We start from the raw sequence: 16,423 nt of genomic DNA, 5'->3' as shown, positions 1-16,423 counted from the left end.
GAGGCCGCGGTCGTCGGCGCCAAGGACGAGGACACCGGCCAGGCGGTCTGCGCGTTCGTGATCCTGCGCGAGAGCGCATTGGCCGACGGCGCCAATGATGAGCACAGCGACATCGTCGAGGAGCTACGCAACCACGTCCGCAAGGAGATCGGCGCCATCGCCAAACCACGCCAGATCATGATCGTCGCCGAGCTCCCCAAGACCCGCTCCGGCAAGATCATGCGCCGCCTGCTGCGCGACGTCGCCGAGCACCGCGAGGTCGGCGACGTCACCACCCTCGCCGACTCCACCGTCATGGACCTGATCTCGGCCGGCCATGCCACCTCCACCGAGGACCAAGCCCACCGAGCTGCTACCCCTGAGACCGACGTCCGACAGCAATCCAGCACGCATTGAAATGTCCGCATGGGGGACGCGACGTGTGGGAGGTTCATCTGGCCCGTCACGGCCCGCACCTGAACCGAAGACCTCGGCTTGTCCAATCTCCTGCTAGCGACCTTGTTCCCAACAACACCGCCGGCTTCTTGCGTGGCCGATCGAATGGTGGGCTCCGCGATGCACGACCCAGACGAACGAAGTTCACTATGCCGTCAAGGCTGCAAGGAAGGTGCACGATGGATGAGCCGATGACAGTGATCGCAGTGGTGATGGCGACTCCCGTAAGTGTCTCTGAGCCTGAGGACCACGCTTGGTGGCTTTATGCACGAGAGGTCCTCGACCACCTAGGGCTGGCGTACCAAGTCCTGATCCCAGAAGAGGTGGTGGACGCGACCTCTCGACCCTCGGTGGTCCTCATACCCGCGCCGACAATCTCAGAGGCGGTCGAAGAGCGAATCCTCGACTGGGTGAGGCAGGGCAGTGCAGCCGTGAGCTTCGGCGTCGGGCGCTCGACGGCACGGGCGACGGGAATTGACGTCGAGCCTGTGCGAGCCGGCCTTGGTGAAGTACGGTTCCGGCGATCCGGGCGCGAGGTGAGCGCCTTCGGCGGGGCCGCACTCCGCGGGGTGTCGTCGTCTAGCGAAGTCGTGGCGTCCTTGTCTGACGGACGCCCTGGTGCGGCGGCTACCTCGTTGGGAGCTGGCCGCATCGAAATCTGGGGGGCTGACCCCTGGCAGTCGATTCTCCGTATCCAGCAGGGCCGACCGGTCTCCAGACCAGCGGACCCGGCGCCAGACGGAAGCGTACCGAAACGCGACACGGTTCTGCGGGCGGACGACTCTCTGACACTGGAGTACGACAGGCGCCGACTGCCTGACGGGTCTGAGTCCGTCGGAACGTACGCGCACACCTATCCGCCCCCCGGCCCGAGCCCGATGTTCGTCGAACCGGAGGCGGACCACTGGCGCGCAGAGGTCCTCGCGGCGATTGCACGGGCCTGCGGTGCATCAAGAACAACCTTGGACTGGCTCGACTACTGGCCGAATGGCTTGAGCGCGATCGCCCACATGTCGCATGATTCCGACCGCAATATTGACAGCCAAGCCGAATTGGCACTCAAGGCCTTCTCCGAGGCCGGTGTCCGGGTGACCTGGTGCCACTGCCATCCGGGGGGATACTCGGCGGCTACGGTGGCGGCCATTGCCGCAGCCGGTCACGAGCAGGCTTTCCATTACAACGCGATGGAGGACACTCCCCATGACCGCTGGGGAATCGACCACCTCGCATTCCAGCTGGCGTGGGTTCGAGAGATCACTGGCGAGCACGTCATCAGTAACAAGAACCACTACACCCGCTGGGAGGGGTGGGCAGAGTTCTATGAGTGGTGCGACGCGCTGGGGATCGAGCTCGATCAGTCACGGGGGCCGTCGAAGCAGGGCACAGTGGGGTTTCCGTTCGGCAGCGCCCACCCGTCACGGCCCATGCTCGGCCTGGACCACGGAAATGCTCTCGCGAACGTCCTAGAGCTTCCCTTCCACACTCAGGACCTCGGCTATTTCGCCGATGAGAGTGTGCGGGAGCCGATCCTCGACGGCGTGGTCGCTGTTCACGGAGTCGCTCACTTCCTGTACCACGGCGCGAACATGGAGGACCACCCGGCAGTGGCGGCCACCGTAGCGCGGACGGCTGACGATGCCCGACGCCGTGGTATGGAGTGGTGGACGGCTCGCGAGATCAACACGTGGGAGCGGAGCCGGCGCCAGGTGTCTGTTCAGCGGCGCGCGGGCGGTTCTGGCGTCTCACTGATCACGCTCACCAGCCCAGTAGAGGTTCTCGGCCTGGGATTGTTGACGGTGGCGCAGGACGAGGCCAACCTGGTCGCGGTAGATACCAAGACCAGACGTCGGCTGTCGGTATCGAGAGTCGTGCGGCACGGGATCGACCATTGGCTCACGACGTGCGATGTTCCGATCGATGGCGTGACCATCCGATTCGAGGTAGGCGCGGCCGAGTAAGGCGATGGCCTGGTGCCTTCTTCCGGGCTGGGTGACACCCGAGTGAAAGAACGGAACTGCCCGCCCCTCCGGCTTGAGCTTGGTCCTGCGGCAGTCTGAGACAGCGCACGGCGTCCGCCAGGCAACAGCTCTTCTGGGTTCCACGGTCACGAGACCGTCGAGCTACCGATCGAGGTCGTGCCGGAGGGGCGTGGCGTGGCGCACCGGTGACGTCGAGCCGTAGCGATCCGCAGAGCGCTGGGCTGTCGGAGGCAACCGGCGCCGTACGGTCTGATGTGGACTTTGACCGTCCGGGACTGAGCGAGCGTCTCACCGGCGTGCGCTGCGTGGTCAGCTGCTCAGGGAAACACGCGAACGTCGAGTTTGGGTGGACCCTTGGGCAAGCCAAGCCCGATCCGGTGGTTCCCGTTGAAAGAACCGTGCCCGAACTTGCAACGTTCCTGGCTGCCTCGCCTAGACGGCAGCCAAGGTCAGGCCCTGGTACTTCACGTTCGCAGCCGTGACCGACGTCGATGCGCTGACGTCAAGGGTGACGGTGCCAGGGGCGTTCCATTCGAGCACCCGCGCGCTGAGTAGTCCACCGGACGGTCCGGCGCCCGCGACGGTGATGTTCATGCCCGGCGGGACCGCCCGGAAGTCCGAGGCACCGCCCGCGACGATCGCCATCTGGTCACTCCCCGAGGCAATCGTTGCCTTCACCACGACGGTCGTGGTGTCCAACGAGCCGTAGCCCCTCTTGGGCGCTGTGGCCACCCAGCCTGCGCTGCCGCTGGTGTTGTAGACCAGGTCGCCGTACCGCTGGACGAGGCTGGCGGTCGGAATCGCGGTGCGTTCGACGGGCAGGAGAGATGAGTTGTAATAGGGATTGGTCTGCTTGACGTTGAGGATCCGGTTGTTGCGGATCTGCCAGCTCTCATACTGGTTGAATGCGCGAAGGAAATAGTTGACGGTCTTGTTGACTGCTGTCGCGTCGACCGTATTGTCTTCGACCAGGACTCCGAAGGTACCGCCGTTTGTTACGCCGATCGCCGCGCTGGTTGCATTCGCCGCAGCGGTCGAATTGGCGCCGAAAAAGTAATTGGAACGGATGGTTGCGCCGAATACGGAATGCCAGAAGCAGACCCCGTAGACGCCGTGATCCCAAACTTGATTCTGTTCAATCCAAACATGCTGAACGCAGTAGAGTGTGATCGACCCAGGGCAGGCATCTTGACCAGTGAACCCCGTAATGTTGTTGCCGATGATCCGAATGTTCTCGCTCAGTCTCTGCACGTTGCCGACCACGGAGATTCCGGCTTGTCCGTTGTCCCCGTTTCCCTGTTCGATGATGTTGTCGGCCACTAGCACGTTGCGTAGAACTTCTTGTGACTGATCGGCGAGGTATCCATGCGCGTGCTGCAGGGCCACACCGACTTTGCAGTTCTTAATGACATTATTTCGAATGACAATATTCTCGCCGCCATGGCAGTCAACCCCTTCCCATCGTGGGTTGTTCAAGAAGACGTTGTTCTCAATCAGCAGGTTGCGCACGAAGAACGAGCCTGTATTGTTGAGCTCGGCGCCAGTCATGAAGGTGTAGGTGTTGGTTGTCACAGTGTTCGTGACCGTGTCGAAAGTACTCCCGGAGACCGTGACGCCGTCATTTTCGATCAGCACCGCGACCATTGTATGTGCGCACCGATAGAACTCGCAGTCACGAATTACGATTCCGGTGCTGCCGACATAGCTGACGCCGTACAGGCCCTGGATCTCGGTGACTCTGACCCGTTCCAGAGTGATGCCGTCCACATATTCGACGCGGAGGGCGTCGCGGCCGATCGTGGGGGTTCCCACGCCCGCCGTCCCGTTGCGAATAGTGAGATCTCGGATTGCAATATTCCGGAGCCGGGTGCCACTTGATCCGATTGCCGTCATCATCTTGTTGTTCCCGAGATTGGCATGGTCGCGTAGCACAGTGGCCGTGATGCCCGCCCCGACCAGGCAGACATTGGAACCCAAGGCCAGCGTGGTCCCGATGTAATACGTTCCAGCAGGGACCCTGATGACGCCACCATTAGGCCCCAGTGCGTCGATGGCGGCTTGAAATACACTCGCTTCGTCACCTGACCCCGTCAGGCTGTCGAGCCACGTTTCTGCGGTGGCTGCCGAGGCAGGAGCCGCCGATCCCATCACAAGTGCGCTGGCGCCCAGCACTCCTGCGCCCGCGACGCCGAGCACCTTGCGCCGTCCAACGTTAACGGTTCGAGACATGTGTGGCTCCGTTCCATTCCATGGGTTTGGGCGAGTTTGCCGGGACTTCCATCAACGCTGACCGTGCATCTGCCTCAGGTCGGTCGGTCGAACGTCGGAGCGTTCGCGCTGCGCGGTGTTCGGCCGCCGGCGACGTCGTCGCTCGGGGCAGGGCCCCGGGGCTGCCCATCCGCCGATCGGCGGACGGTGACACGGCTTCGACAACCATTCTTCCGGGCCTCTCGCTCGTTCTGAGGAGAGTGCCATGTAACATGCAACATGGCAATGGTTGGACTGGGTATCGCTGCGAAGTAGGACGGTGGCGCCGGGCCAGGCGCATCCGACGACTACGCTGGTGCCATGGGTTCGATCGGCAGGCGGTGATCCCGTGTCCCGAGACGCCATGAGCCCGAGGGGTCTGAACTCATCGACTCAGGTCACGATCGGCATCGTTGGCGCCCGCCCATTCGTAGGTCGTGTGCTGGAGTTGTGCCGCTCGCAGGACGCTGGAAGGCAGCGTCTGCTTCCAAGCGTTTACGATCGAGAGACCGACGCTCCGGCCGCTACTCGCAGGATCGCGTCAAAGGTCGACGTGCTCCTCTTCGCTGGCCCACTGCCGTTCGATCTTGCGGTCCAAGCGGGCGCCATCCAGACGCCGGCCACCTTCGTGCCAGTCAGTGGTTGGGCGTTGCCGACGGCGATCCTCAAGGCGCGAGAGCTGGGGATCGACCCTGAACTGCTCTCGATCGACTCGGCGAGTCGGCAGGACGTGGAAGAGGTGTTCGATGCGGTTGGGCTGCGCCACGACGCAGTTCGCGTCCTCGACTACGCGTCGAACCTGGGCTCCGACCAGTTCTTGGAGTTCCACGCTGCAGGCGAGGCCACCGGGCAGGGCGGAGCGATCACGAGCATACCTTCGGTCGCGGCCGAGCTGCGGCGGCGCAAGGTGCCGCACGTGCTGATGTCCCCGAGTCAGCAGACAATCTCACAGGCCCTGAACACCGCGCACTTGCTTGGTGCAGGCTCCGCAGCCGAGGAGTCACGGCTGGTGCTCGCCATCGTCAGACTCCCCTCCAGCGCAGGCGCTGAGCACGCGACTGCTCTGTCCGCATACGAGCGGCAAGGCATGCGGATCGCCGTCCACCGTGCATTGCTGGAGGTGGCACAGGAAGCGGGTTCTGTGGTGGTGGTCCGTGACGAGTTGAGCTTTTTCGTCTTCCTCACCCTAGGTTCGTTGAAGCGGCTCAGCGACGACCTGAGCCGCGCCCCATTCGTGAACGTCATTCGAGATGCGACAGGGTTGAGAGTACAAGTAGGCATCGGTCTCGCTGACACCGTGGCTGAGGCTGAAGCCCACGCGATGACCGCGGTGGCGCGTTCAGGGCGGAGCCGTGGCTTCGCTGCGGCCCTGGTGTGGCCAACGGGCGAGGTGGCACTCCTGCCGACATCAGCGGAATCTCGCGACGTGTCGCACGACCGAGGTGATGAGGACCCTTCCAAGGCTCTACTCCGTGAGCTGGTCGAAGCGCTGAGAGCCGCCAACGAGGTCGGACGAGTTGTCGATGCCCAGCGGGTCTCCGAACTCATGAACGTTTCATTGCGCTCCGCGCGCCGTGCGCTGCGGTCCCTTGTAGAGGCTGGGTACGCATGGCCACTGCCGCCCGATCCTGCCGACAGAGCAGGGCGTCCGCCGATCCCTTACCAACTGCTCGAAGAAAAGCTGGGGTAGGCGCTGCCCGCCGGGCGCGTCCGGTGGCCGCAGCGCCGCGATCTAGATGCGCCGTCTGGGGTGTGGGATCTTTGGCCCCGTGGCTTCATCGGTATTGGCTGGAACGCGCGTCGGCTTCGCAGGGATTGACACCTCACACCCCACGGCCTACGCGGGGCTTCTGCGGGGGTGGGGATGCGATCTCGTAGCCGTTTACGACCCGGGGTTGATTCATGGGCCCGAAGCTGGGGCAACGTTCGCCGCCCAGCACGGCATCTCCTCCGTAACCTCGTCACTCGCTCGGCTGGGTTCAATGTGCGACTTGGTCTTCGTCAACTCAGCTGATTGGACGGTGAAGGCGCCAGCCGCCCGGACCCTCGCTGAGGCGGGAGCGGCCGTCTTCGTGGACAAGCCGCTAGGCGGCGGGCATGGGGACTGGCAGATCTACGAAGGGCTAGTCGCCGCTGGTGCACGCATCAGCGGCGGTTCTGCCCTTCAGTGGATTCACCGTCCGGCGGCAACCGACGCGAGAGGAGGGCGGTTCGCCGTCCATGGCGACGTCGTCGACTATGGCGTTCACGCTGCTGCCCTCGCCTTGGCGTGCCTGGGGACAGGAGTTGAGCGTGTCTCGGCCATCAGGGGTGAGGTCGGCGCACTCGTCTTCGACGCATTCTGGTCCGAGGGGGTACGAGCGCGAGTGGAGGTCCATCCAGGCGGCCCTGGCGGGTATGACGCCTGGCTTGAGACTCGAGCTAGCCCAGGCGAGTTCACCCCGGTCGACATCGACCTGTCAACGCTGACGCGTGACCACCTCGAGCAGGCGCTTCCGTACCTCCTGGCTGACGGATCCCCGCGGTGGACCATCCATGACCTGTTGCTCCCGGAGCGAATGATCGCGGCCGCGCAACGATCCGCACAGCGCGGCAGCTCGGTCGACTTGTCGGAGCAGGAGCCGGTCCAGTTCGACACTGCGTCCTTCATCCGGCGGTACAGGAAGGCGGTCGGTCGGGGGTAGGCGAGGGAGGCGTCAGCGGGTACCCTTCATTATGACCGAGCGTAATTACCAATCCGGCCCGCCCTAAATGGAGACTGCGTTGCTGGCACCATCAGACCGTCCGCTGTCCGATCCGATACCTGGCGAAGCGTGGCCGACCTGGCCCCAGCACACTGCCGACGACGTGGCCGCAGTAGCCTCCGTTCTCGAGTCGAACGAGTGGGGGGGTGCCTTTGCCCCGGCCGTGGTCAGCTTCGAGGCGGCTTGGGCCAAGTACGTCGACGCGCGCCACGCCATCTCGTGCTCGAATGGGACTGTAAGTCTCTCAATTGCGCTTCAAGCGCTGGGCGTCGGTCACGGCGACGAGGTCATCGTGCCGGCGTACACCTTCTATGCGACTGCGACCGCCGTCCTCACGGCGCAAGCCATTCCGGTCTTCGCTGACGTTGACCCAGCCACGCTGAATCTCGATCCTCGGCACGTAGAGAAACTCATAACGCCGCGCACTAGAGCCGTCATCGTCGTGCACTTTGCTGGACTCGCGGTCGACCTCGACGAGATTCAGCGCATCTGCCGGCAACACGGCGTTTCGCTCATCGAGGACGCCGCTCACGCCCATGGCGCGGAGTGGCGGGGGCGCAAGGTTGGAACGTATGGAGCGTTCGGCTCCTGGTCGTTCCAATCATCGAAGAACGTAACGGCAGGCGAGGGCGGAGCCCTCACTACAAACGATCCGGCTCTGGCCGCTCGGGCGAGTTCGCTCAGGAACTGTGGAAGGGTCCCCGAAGGGGCGTGGTACGAACATCATCTCTTGGGCGGCAACCACCGGATGACCGCGTTTCAAGCTGCGCTTCTCCTCGGCGCCGTGGAGCGTCTGCCCGAGCAGTTCGAACGCCGCGAGGTGAACGCTCGTACCCTCGACGTGGAGCTGTCGTCCATGCCGGGCCTTGTGCCTCAGGCTCGCGATTCTCGCCACACAGCTCACGCGCACCACCTCTATGTCTTCCGCGTTGAACCGAGTGACAGCGCCATTTCCCGCGACGAGTTGATCCAGCGGCTTCAGGCGCGAGGGATTCCTGCCACCGGGGGGTACCCGATTGCGTTGTATCGGCAGCCGATATTCGCAGAGTACCGATTCAGCAAAGAAGCCGTCGGATGGCATAACGCCAAGGAGCGCCAGAACTATCACGACCTCCGCCTTGCTGGGACTGAACGGATCTGTCGAGAGGCGGTCTGGCTCCCACACAGCCTGCTTCTTGCCGAGCCTCGACGGATGTCCGAGGTCGTGGAGGCTGTGGCGGAGTCGCTCGGGGAGGCTGGTTGACTTCGAGGGACCGGTTCTGCGCTGAGCTCGGGTGAAGCGAGCTCAGCGCGCTCCCTCTACGACGTGACCTGACGTTCGCGCACGAACCTCGCTCGCGCAGGTCAACCCCCAAGATCGTCGAACAGTGTTGAGCAACGGCAGTCGCTCGGTGGCCGGGCGCATGGCGTCTATCCAGGTCAGGCGCCTCGCCCGTACGGACTGCAAATCTGTCGCCGACTGCCCTCTAGCGGAGCCAGGATCGCGATAGTTTCGAGGAAGCCGAGACGAGACGGCCTCTGCCCGCACATTGTCCGCAAAACACCCCAAAACGTCGCGAAACAGTCGACAACTGCCAACGATCGATAACTGCGTTTCCGCAGGCCAGAGGCACTTTTCGTCCTTCTCCGCCAGCGTCAGTAGCACCCAACTTTTGTTCCGCTCCAACGTCTGACAGTTACGCAGCGTCTCAGGGCAGGCCATTTAAGGGTCCTCCAGAAGGCCGCTGCCCGCACACTGCCCGCAAGATCCGGGAGCACTTGGCGGGCGAGGCTCGACCCGGCGCGCCGGGTGCGGTCCTCGCCGGAGGGCGACGAAGACACGTGCCCGCGGTGCGGAGCGCCATTGAGGAAGTCGGGTCGAGGCCGACCACCGAAGTGGTGCTCTCAGACCTGCCGGCGCGCTGCGTACGAGGAACGACGAGCGGCCGCCAGGGGAGTGTTGGCGATCGAATTCGTGCATCCGCTCGCGGCGGCTCGAGACCACGACCTGTCCGAGGGCGTCCTTCGCGTCGTCGGATCACCGACGGCGGGCAGGCGGGTGGTGCAAACGCTGACCGAGCTCGCGCGCCAAGGCGAGCTGTTCCGTGATCCGAGGTGGCAATCGACAGTGGATGCCGTCAGCTCGTTCGCTGACGCGTGCATCGAGGTGCCACGCTCTCCGGCCGCTCGACGTAACACTTGCGTCGGTCGGCGGAACGCAGATTCAGAAGTCGTGCTGCTCAGGTCGTGTGGTTGTCTTCGATGGTGCGAAGTGTGGACCGAAGGTGTTGGACGGTTAGCGCAATTGCCGCCTCGGTGTCGCGAGCGCGGAAGTGCCCGACGAGTTGCGAATGTTCGTCGTCCGACTCGCGTCTGCGGGCGTAGCTTGCGGCCAAGGAGAGGCGAACGTAGGGCGCTGCGCTGTCGCGGAGCCCGGTCAAGAGTATCGAAAGACGGCTAGCTCTCTCCGGCTCCGCCAGCATGGCGTGGAACTGTCGATTTTGTTCGGACCAAGCCACGACGTCCGACGTCGCGCGCATCTGCTCGACGAGGTTCTCGGCAGCGTCCAGAGTGTCGTCCGAGAGTGCCGCGATCATTCGTCGAACCATGAGCGGTTCGAGGGAAATACGAAGCTCATAGAGTTCCTGGACCTCAGTCAGGTCGAGTCGACGCACCCGAGCGCCCCGATGTGGATCGAGTTCGACCAGATCCTCACCGGCGAGTACGCGCAGAGCCTCGCGCACGGGTGTGATGCTCACATTGAACTGCTCGGCGATCTCAGCCTGCAGCAGCCGTGTGCCTCCGGCGAGCGTGCCATCCAATATCGCGTTGCGCAGGGTATTCAGCACATAGCTGTGAGTCGTGCGGTTTCGACCGGAGCCGCTGGGGAGCTGGCTCAGCGACATGCGTCCTCGCTTCGGTGTCGGCCTAGTCCGTCGGGGCTGCGGCTGTGAGCGTTCCTCGTCGTTGGAACTCTGCACTGATTTCGTCGATGTCCGATCCTACCGACAGCATGGCGGCGAGGAGGATTCGTGACTTGCGCGCGTCCAACCATCCGGCCGGTATGGCTCCGCGGCGGTTGAGGTCGGTCTCAGATCCAATGAACCCATACGTGGAGGTGAATGTGGGGCCAGACCCCGTCCGCGTTGTCAGGACGACCGGCGTCGACTTTGCGACCACCTTCGAGACCGTCTCCGCGACGTCTTGTGCGACATGCCCGACTCCGAACGCATCGAGCACGATGCCTTCGAAGTTTGCAGCGGCGGCGAGATCGAGCAGAGCACCATCGTCCCCGAGGTAGGTCTCGACGATCGCGACAGGCGCCAGCGCATCGGAGGGTGGAACTGCAAGTGCCTGCGGCCGGCTGATGGTCCCTCCGAACACCGCTTGAGACTCGACGACGTATCCCAAGGGCCCGAATGACGGTGACCAGAAGGCGTCAGGCCCACTCGAGCGGCCCTTGCGGACTCGTGAGGACGCGTGGATCTGATCGTTCATGACCACGAGTACGCCGCGGCTGCGCGACTGGAAGCACGCGGCGACCTGAACGGCTGCGAGTACATTCGCCGGACCATCGGCGCCAGCGGTCTGAGCTGAGCGCATTGCCCCGGTCACGACCAGGGGCGCCTCATGACGCCAGTAGAGGTCAAGAAGGTACGCCGACTCCTCGATCGTGTCGGTTCCTTGGATCAGAACCACCCCCACGGCGCCCGCTGCAACGGCTTCCTCCGCCCAGGCGAGCGCACGCAAGAGGTCGGCCACCGAGAGTGAAGCGCCGGGGATGGTCGCCAAGGTCTCGGCTGACACGTCGACGTGTCTCGAGATCTCGGGAACGGCCTCGATCAGATCGAGAGCGTTCAAGGTCGGGCGCACGCCGGTGGAGCCTTGAGGGCTGGCCGTCATGGTGATCGTGCCGCCTAGCGAGGCGATGGCAACAATCTCGCGAACCACTTGGCTCTCCCGTCGCAGAGTACCGAGCGTGCCGGTGCACGCTGAATGACTCGGAACATACAGGATGCATTATATATGTAAGAATTCGCCTGGCCCGTCGCACCTCGGCGAAGCAGTCGGACAACCGAGCGGCCGCGAATGTCAGAGTCAGGCGCTACGCCAGCGCGACCCGGAGCTTGAAGGAGCAGATGATGACGGAGCTAGACCTGATCGTTGCTGGAGGAACCATCGTCAGTCCTCGGGGGCGGCAGCGGGCCGACCTCGGCATACGCGACGGCAAGATCGCCGTGATCGGAGACCTGTCGGCTGCTGCGTCATCCGTGCTGGATGCCTCGGGTTTGCTGGTCATGCCTGGCGGGGTGGACACGCATGTGCACCTGATGGATCCGGGCGACACTTCTCGCGAGGACTTCCCGTCCGGGTCGGCTGCAGCTGCTGTATCGGGTGTCACGACGATTGTCGAGCACACGCACTCGCACCCTGTGCGGACGGTCGCCGATCTTCGAGGCAAGATCGAGCATCTGAATGGGCGCTCGCATGTGGACTTCGGTCTCGCCGCCCACGCATGGCCCGGACAGGAGGCGCACGTACCTGACCTTTGGGCTGCCGGCGTCGCGTTCTTCAAGGTCTTCACCTGCACCACTCACGGGGTGCCCGGGCACTCTGCGGCAGCGCTTCGGAGTCATCTCTCAGCCTCGGCGCTGGTCGATGCGGTCAGCCTGCTGCATTGCGAGGATGAATCGCTGACAGAGGCGGCCGAGGCCGTTCTGCGAAACGAAGGGCGTTCCGACTTCGGCCTTCTCACCGAATGGCGCAACCGGGACGCCGAGTTGGTCGCCGCGGCTGTCGCTGCGCTCCTGGTTCGACGCACGGGCGCGCGCGCCACCGTGGCGCACGTGAGCAATCAGGAGGTCGCGCGGTACATCGAAGCTGAGCGTAGTCACGGTGCTCGCCTCGCCGCTGAAGCATGCCCGCAGTACTTCCTCCTGCGCGAGGACGACGTGCATGAGCATGGTGCGCTGCGAAAGTTCACTCCGCCCGCACGTGCTCGTATCGATGACGACGAAGCGCAGATGTGGAAGCTGCTGCGTGCCGGCACATTGACCCACATGTCAAGCGACCATGCCCCTTCGACCCTGGAGCAGAAAGCTGATGGCGATATGTGGTCGGCGCACTTCGGCCTGCCGGGCCTCGACAGCACCTTCGCAATCCTCCTTGACGCCGCTGCGCGGGGGCACCTTTCCTACGAGGACGTGGTCCGCGTGTACAGCGAGGTGCCTGCCAAGACCTACGGATTGTGGCCGCAGAAGGGTCGCCTCGCCAGCGGGTCCGACGCCGACATCGTGCTCGTAGACCCGACAGCGACTCGAACGTTGCGCAACGAGGACGTGCTCTCGAAGGCCCGATGGACGCCCTTCGACGGTCGCACGGTCAGCGGGAAGGTAGTGAAGACCTTCCTCCGGGGGTCTCTGATCGCGGAGGGCGGCCTGCCGGTCGCCGAGCGAGCAGGCGCCTTCGTCACAGGCGGAGGCGCCTGAGCGGCGTCCCGCGCTTCGGTGCTCGTCGTCCTCCCGGGAGATCTGATTCTCGGGAGGACGACGTCGTACCTGTTTGACCAGGTGTCTGCACGTGCGACACGAGTTGAGAAGACGTCGACGACCTGACTCGTGCCACTTGACCGCGGATCGGTCATTGCGTCGTTTTTTGCAGGTGAGCGTGTTGCGTCTTCGCGGATTGACACGCCCCGGGGCTCGGTAGGGTCGGGCTGGTGGTGTTCGTGCGGAGGTCCCCGGGGCGGTCGGGCAGCACGAGGGTTCAGATCGCTGAGCGTCATGGCGGGCGCGACGTCGTGGTCAAGCGTGTGAGCACGGCCCGCACCGACGCCGAGTTGGCGGTGCTCATGGCCGCGGCACGCCGGCGTCTGCATGAGGGGTAGGAGACTCTCGACCTCGCGGTTGCGGGACTTGAAGATGAGGGCGTGCCGCAACGGCCCGGCCTCATGACGAGCAAGCGCTCAGCCCTGTTGTGGCAGGGTCCTGACCGAGGCGTACGCACGGCTGGGGTCCGACTGCATCGGTGATGAAGACGAGCTTCGCAAGGGTTGGCTACAGCAAGGAACGCGGCGTCGACGCGCAGGTTGTGGTCGGCCTGCTGGTCGACCGACATGGGTTCCCACTCGAGATCGGCTGCTTCGAGGGCAACAAGGCCGAGACCTTGACGATCATCGCGATCCGGGCTGCGGTTCACGTCGGCTCCCGGGTCACCAAGGCACCGAAGGACCTGGAGTCTCACTTCCGCTGGCACGGTACCGCCTTCACCGACGGCCAGGTCATCGACACCATCACCCCACGCGACCAACGAGGCACAGCGGTGAAGACCAGTGACCCGAACTGCCGACCCGAACCGCCGAGCCGAGCCCGTCCGGGACCCAAGCCGTGCATGCCAACTCGTGGGGCCAAGGGCTACGTCACCAACATCGAAGCCGGCCTGATGCCAGCGGGCGAGGTGATCGCGAGCTACCACGACCTGTGGCATGTCGAGCAAGTCCTTCACGATGTCGAAGACCGACCTGGTCGCCCGGCCGATGCTCCACCACACCCGCGAGGCGATCGAGCCCACCTCACCATCGTGTTCGCAGCCCTCGCGATCGCCCGCTACCTCCAGAACGTCACTGGGCTGCGCATCAAGAAGATCGTCCGAGCCCTGCGACCGATCCAGCAGATGACCGTCCGCATCGCCGGCCACGAACAGGTCGCCGAGGACCCGATCACGCCGGTCGCCGAGGCGATCCTCGACGCACTCGGGATCAGCACTCAATGACACACCCCGGTGGCACGAGTCAGGTGAGAAGAAGTCGACGATACGGCCCCGAGCGGTACCTGCGCGGGCGTCCGGCAGCGTCGCATGCGCGTGGATCAGTGAATTCGACGAGCGGTGTCGGGCCAGTAGGGCTGGCGAAGTGCCTTCTTGTCGACCTTGCCGTACGTCGTGAGTGGTAGTGCCTCAACCACCTCGTAGGTCTTCGGACGCTTGTAGGCGGCTAGGTGCTCTCGACAGTGGCCTTCGAGATCCAGGTCGGCCGTGTGATCTCGAGGGACAACGATGGCATGGACTCGCTCGCCCCACTCTTCGTCTGGCAAGCCGATCACGGCGGCCTGGGCGACGGAGGGGTGCAGCGACAGCGCCGCTTCGACCTCGATGCTGAACACGTTCATGCCACCGCTGATCACCATGTCGCTCAGCCGGTCGAAAAGGAAGAGGTATCCCTGACTATCCATGCTGCCGACATCGCCAGTCCTGAGCCAGTCTCCGTAGAAGCGGTCGGCGAATGCTCCGGGATCTTTCCAGTAGCTGGTCATGACGTAGGGGCTTCGCAAGCAAACTTCACCGACTTCCCCAGCCGGTACGGGTTGTCCCTGGTCGTCGCGGATGGACACCTCACACATCGTTGATGCGCGACCTGCCGAAGAGAGGAGATCCGGTCGATCAAGCGCAGCCACATGATCGGACTTGCGGAGCAGGGTGGCGTACTGCGGGCATTCGGTCTGCGCGTACAACTGTTGGAGCGTGGGCCCGAAGGTGTTCAGGGCGCGGCGCAGAAGGCCAGGGGACATGGGCGCGGAGCCGTACTGGAACGTGCGCATGCTCGACGGAGACCAACCCGAGACATCAGCGAGGTCCAAGATCCTCCTGATCATGGTCGGTACGCCGTAGGACCAGGTGATGTCGTGCTCTTCGACCAGGGAGATCCATCGCTGGGCGTCGAAGCCGGACTCGATGTGGACGTGTGCGCCGGCCAGAAGGGCGCTGGCGGCGAAGAGGCCCGCGGAGTGAGGCAGCGGTGTCATGAGCAACAGCTTCGAATCAGAGTCGATGCCCGCGTCGATGAGGTGAGCCCAGAGGTTGTGGAGGATCGTGTCCTGCGAATGGACGATGCCCTTGGGAAGCCCGGTCGTTCCGCCGGACAGGAAAATTCCTGCTGGCTCGGCCGCGGTCACGTTCGACTCCGGCGGCAGGGCGCTGGGAGTGACCTCGTTCGTCCAGCCAGCGGACAGCTCAATGACCGCGACACCTGCCGGGATCTCGGGGCACCGTTGCCTTCCTATCGCGTCGAGAATGATCGCCGTGGGCTCGACGAACTTCAGAGCGCGCAGCACCTCCGGTGCGGACATCATCATGTTCAGAGGAGTCTTGACCGCGCCGTGGCTGATGACGGCGATGTCAGCCGCGAGGTAGCCAAGGTCGTTGTCCAGTAGCAAGACCACGCGGTCGCCGGCGCCCACTCCCGCCCTCCCGAGGAGTGTCGATACGTGAGAGGCGGCGTCTCCTAGCTCTTGGTAGGTCCAGGTTCGCTCAGTAGTGCTGACCGCCGGCCGATCGCCGTGATGGATGATCGACCGACGAAATGCGCTCCAAAGGTTCATGCCCCTTACCTTTCGTTGGTGCTTCGGTTGTAGGAATGGTGTTGGTGTGTTCGACCATGCGCAGTGCTAGGTCGACGTACTGACGGGCGATCTCTTCGGGGCGGTCCTGTCCGTCTGAGCGGAACCAGTAGACGGTCCCGACGCACATCATGATCACGGCACGGCCGGAGACCCGGGCCTGCTTCGTGGCGAAGATCCCCTCGGTGCGACCGTCCTCGACGATCCCGATCAAGGACCGTTCGGTGGCGATGCGTCGCTCGTGGGCACGCACCGCGGCCTCACCCTCGAGACTGCGCTGCTCACTGCGGCCGAGAAAGCTCCAATCACGACGCCACGTGTGGAACAAGACCATGCACTCCACGGCATTGGTGAAGCGGCTGTAGGTGTCCGGCGCCTCGGTGATCGCGGCCTCGTACCGCCAGATCAAGTCGTCCATCGACGCGTCGAGAATCGTCTCGAGCATGTCCTGCTTGCTCGCATAATGGTGGTAGATGCCCGGCACCGACAGGCCCGCCCGCCGGGCGATGTCTCGCATCGTCGCGCCGTGATAACCGATCTCCATGAACGCGTCGAGAGCCGCCTGCAGAGGCACGTCGAGCGGAGCGTCCTCGAAGGCACGCCAATCACCACGACGCCCAACGTCTGCGACACCCGAACCCGAGGC

General features: G+C 64.2%; 11 protein-coding genes and 1 pseudogene. 7 read left to right on the top strand and 5 right to left on the bottom strand.

Annotation, left to right across the window (positions count from 1 at the left end):
* Positions 1-396, top strand: a 396-nt coding sequence (locus ABEA33_RS08455) for an AMP-binding enzyme (protein ID WP_425577373.1), incomplete at its 5' end; no start/stop codon positions are given.
* 1,001 nt (positions 397-1,397) lie between these two features.
* Positions 1,398-2,393, top strand: a complete 996-nt coding sequence (locus tag ABEA33_RS08450) for a polysaccharide deacetylase family protein (RefSeq protein WP_345526315.1) — start codon at positions 1,398-1,400, stop codon at positions 2,391-2,393.
* A 453-nt stretch (positions 2,394-2,846) separates the two neighbouring features.
* On the opposite strand, the gene ABEA33_RS08445 is transcribed toward ABEA33_RS08450, so the two are convergent.
* The gene (locus ABEA33_RS08445; protein ID WP_345526314.1) at positions 2,847-4,643 is read right to left on the bottom strand and encodes a right-handed parallel beta-helix repeat-containing protein; all 1,797 of its coding nucleotides are present in this window, start codon (positions 4,641-4,643) and stop codon (positions 2,847-2,849) included.
* Positions 4,644-5,214: 571 nt separating this feature from the next.
* On the opposite strand from ABEA33_RS08445, the gene ABEA33_RS08440 reads away from it, so the two are divergent.
* The 3 genes from ABEA33_RS08440 to ABEA33_RS08430 all read left to right on the top strand — a co-directional run bounded on the left by ABEA33_RS08440 (position 5,215) and on the right by ABEA33_RS08430 (position 8,648).
* On the top strand, positions 5,215-6,351 hold the full coding sequence (locus tag ABEA33_RS08440; protein ID WP_345526313.1) for a hypothetical protein: 1,137 nt from the start codon (positions 5,215-5,217) through the stop codon (positions 6,349-6,351).
* Between the two features lie 301 nt (positions 6,352-6,652).
* A complete protein-coding gene (locus tag ABEA33_RS08435) occupies positions 6,653-7,345 on the top strand; it encodes a hypothetical protein (RefSeq protein WP_345526312.1) in 693 nt (230 codons plus the stop codon).
* Between the two features lie 67 nt (positions 7,346-7,412).
* Entirely contained in the window at positions 7,413-8,648 is a 1,236-nt protein-coding gene (locus ABEA33_RS08430) for a DegT/DnrJ/EryC1/StrS family aminotransferase (protein WP_345526311.1), read from the top strand.
* A gap of 976 nt (positions 8,649-9,624) precedes the next feature.
* On the opposite strand, the gene ABEA33_RS08425 is transcribed toward ABEA33_RS08430, so the two are convergent.
* Together ABEA33_RS08425 and ABEA33_RS08420 are read right to left on the bottom strand one after the other, a co-directional pair.
* Positions 9,625-10,290: a GntR family transcriptional regulator gene (locus ABEA33_RS08425; RefSeq protein ID WP_345526310.1), complete on the bottom strand. Its 666-nt coding sequence runs from the start codon at positions 10,288-10,290 to the stop codon at positions 9,625-9,627.
* Positions 10,291-10,312: 22 nt separating this feature from the next.
* Positions 10,313-11,335 (bottom strand): asparaginase, encoded by a 1,023-nt coding sequence (locus ABEA33_RS08420; protein WP_345526309.1) that lies wholly within the window; start codon positions 11,333-11,335, stop codon positions 10,313-10,315.
* Between the two features lie 191 nt (positions 11,336-11,526).
* On the opposite strand from ABEA33_RS08420, the gene ABEA33_RS08415 reads away from it, so the two are divergent.
* Both ABEA33_RS08415 and ABEA33_RS08410 read left to right on the top strand, forming a co-directional pair.
* On the top strand, positions 11,527-12,873 hold the full coding sequence (locus tag ABEA33_RS08415; RefSeq protein ID WP_345526308.1) for a dihydroorotase: 1,347 nt from the start codon (positions 11,527-11,529) through the stop codon (positions 12,871-12,873).
* A gap of 556 nt (positions 12,874-13,429) precedes the next feature.
* Positions 13,430-14,155 (top strand): annotated as a pseudogene (locus tag ABEA33_RS08410) (IS1634 family transposase); the annotation flags it as partial.
* A 95-nt stretch (positions 14,156-14,250) separates the two neighbouring features.
* Here the strand turns inward: ABEA33_RS08410 and ABEA33_RS08405 are convergent.
* Together ABEA33_RS08405 and ABEA33_RS08400 are read right to left on the bottom strand one after the other, a co-directional pair.
* The gene (locus ABEA33_RS08405) at positions 14,251-15,759 is read right to left on the bottom strand and encodes a class I adenylate-forming enzyme family protein (protein ID WP_345526307.1); all 1,509 of its coding nucleotides are present in this window, start codon (positions 15,757-15,759) and stop codon (positions 14,251-14,253) included.
* Positions 15,689-16,423 (bottom strand): TetR/AcrR family transcriptional regulator (locus tag ABEA33_RS08400; RefSeq protein ID WP_345526306.1); only part of this gene is annotated, 735 nt, incomplete at its 5' end. The genes ABEA33_RS08405 and ABEA33_RS08400, both read right to left, overlap by 71 nt.

The organism is Nocardioides endophyticus (assembly GCF_039543845.1).
Taxonomy (GTDB): domain Bacteria; phylum Actinomycetota; class Actinomycetes; order Propionibacteriales; family Nocardioidaceae; genus Nocardioides; species Nocardioides endophyticus.
This window is presented reverse-complemented; position numbering and strand designations above follow the sequence as displayed.

Excerpts from the sequence above, each read along its gene's own strand:
- ABEA33_RS08445 (WP_345526314.1), bottom strand. The coding sequence starts at position 4,643 with ATGTCTCGAACCGTTAACGTTGGACGGCGCAAGGTGCTCGGCGTCGCG.
- ABEA33_RS08430 (WP_345526311.1), top strand. The coding sequence starts at position 7,413 with ATGGAGACTGCGTTGCTGGCACCATCAGACCGTCCGCTGTCCGATCCG.
- ABEA33_RS08425 (WP_345526310.1), bottom strand. The coding sequence starts at position 10,290 with ATGTCGCTGAGCCAGCTCCCCAGCGGCTCCGGTCGAAACCGCACGACT.
- ABEA33_RS08415 (WP_345526308.1), top strand. The coding sequence starts at position 11,527 with ATGACGGAGCTAGACCTGATCGTTGCTGGAGGAACCATCGTCAGTCCT.
- ABEA33_RS08405 (WP_345526307.1), bottom strand. The coding sequence starts at position 15,759 with ATGAACCTTTGGAGCGCATTTCGTCGGTCGATCATCCATCACGGCGAT.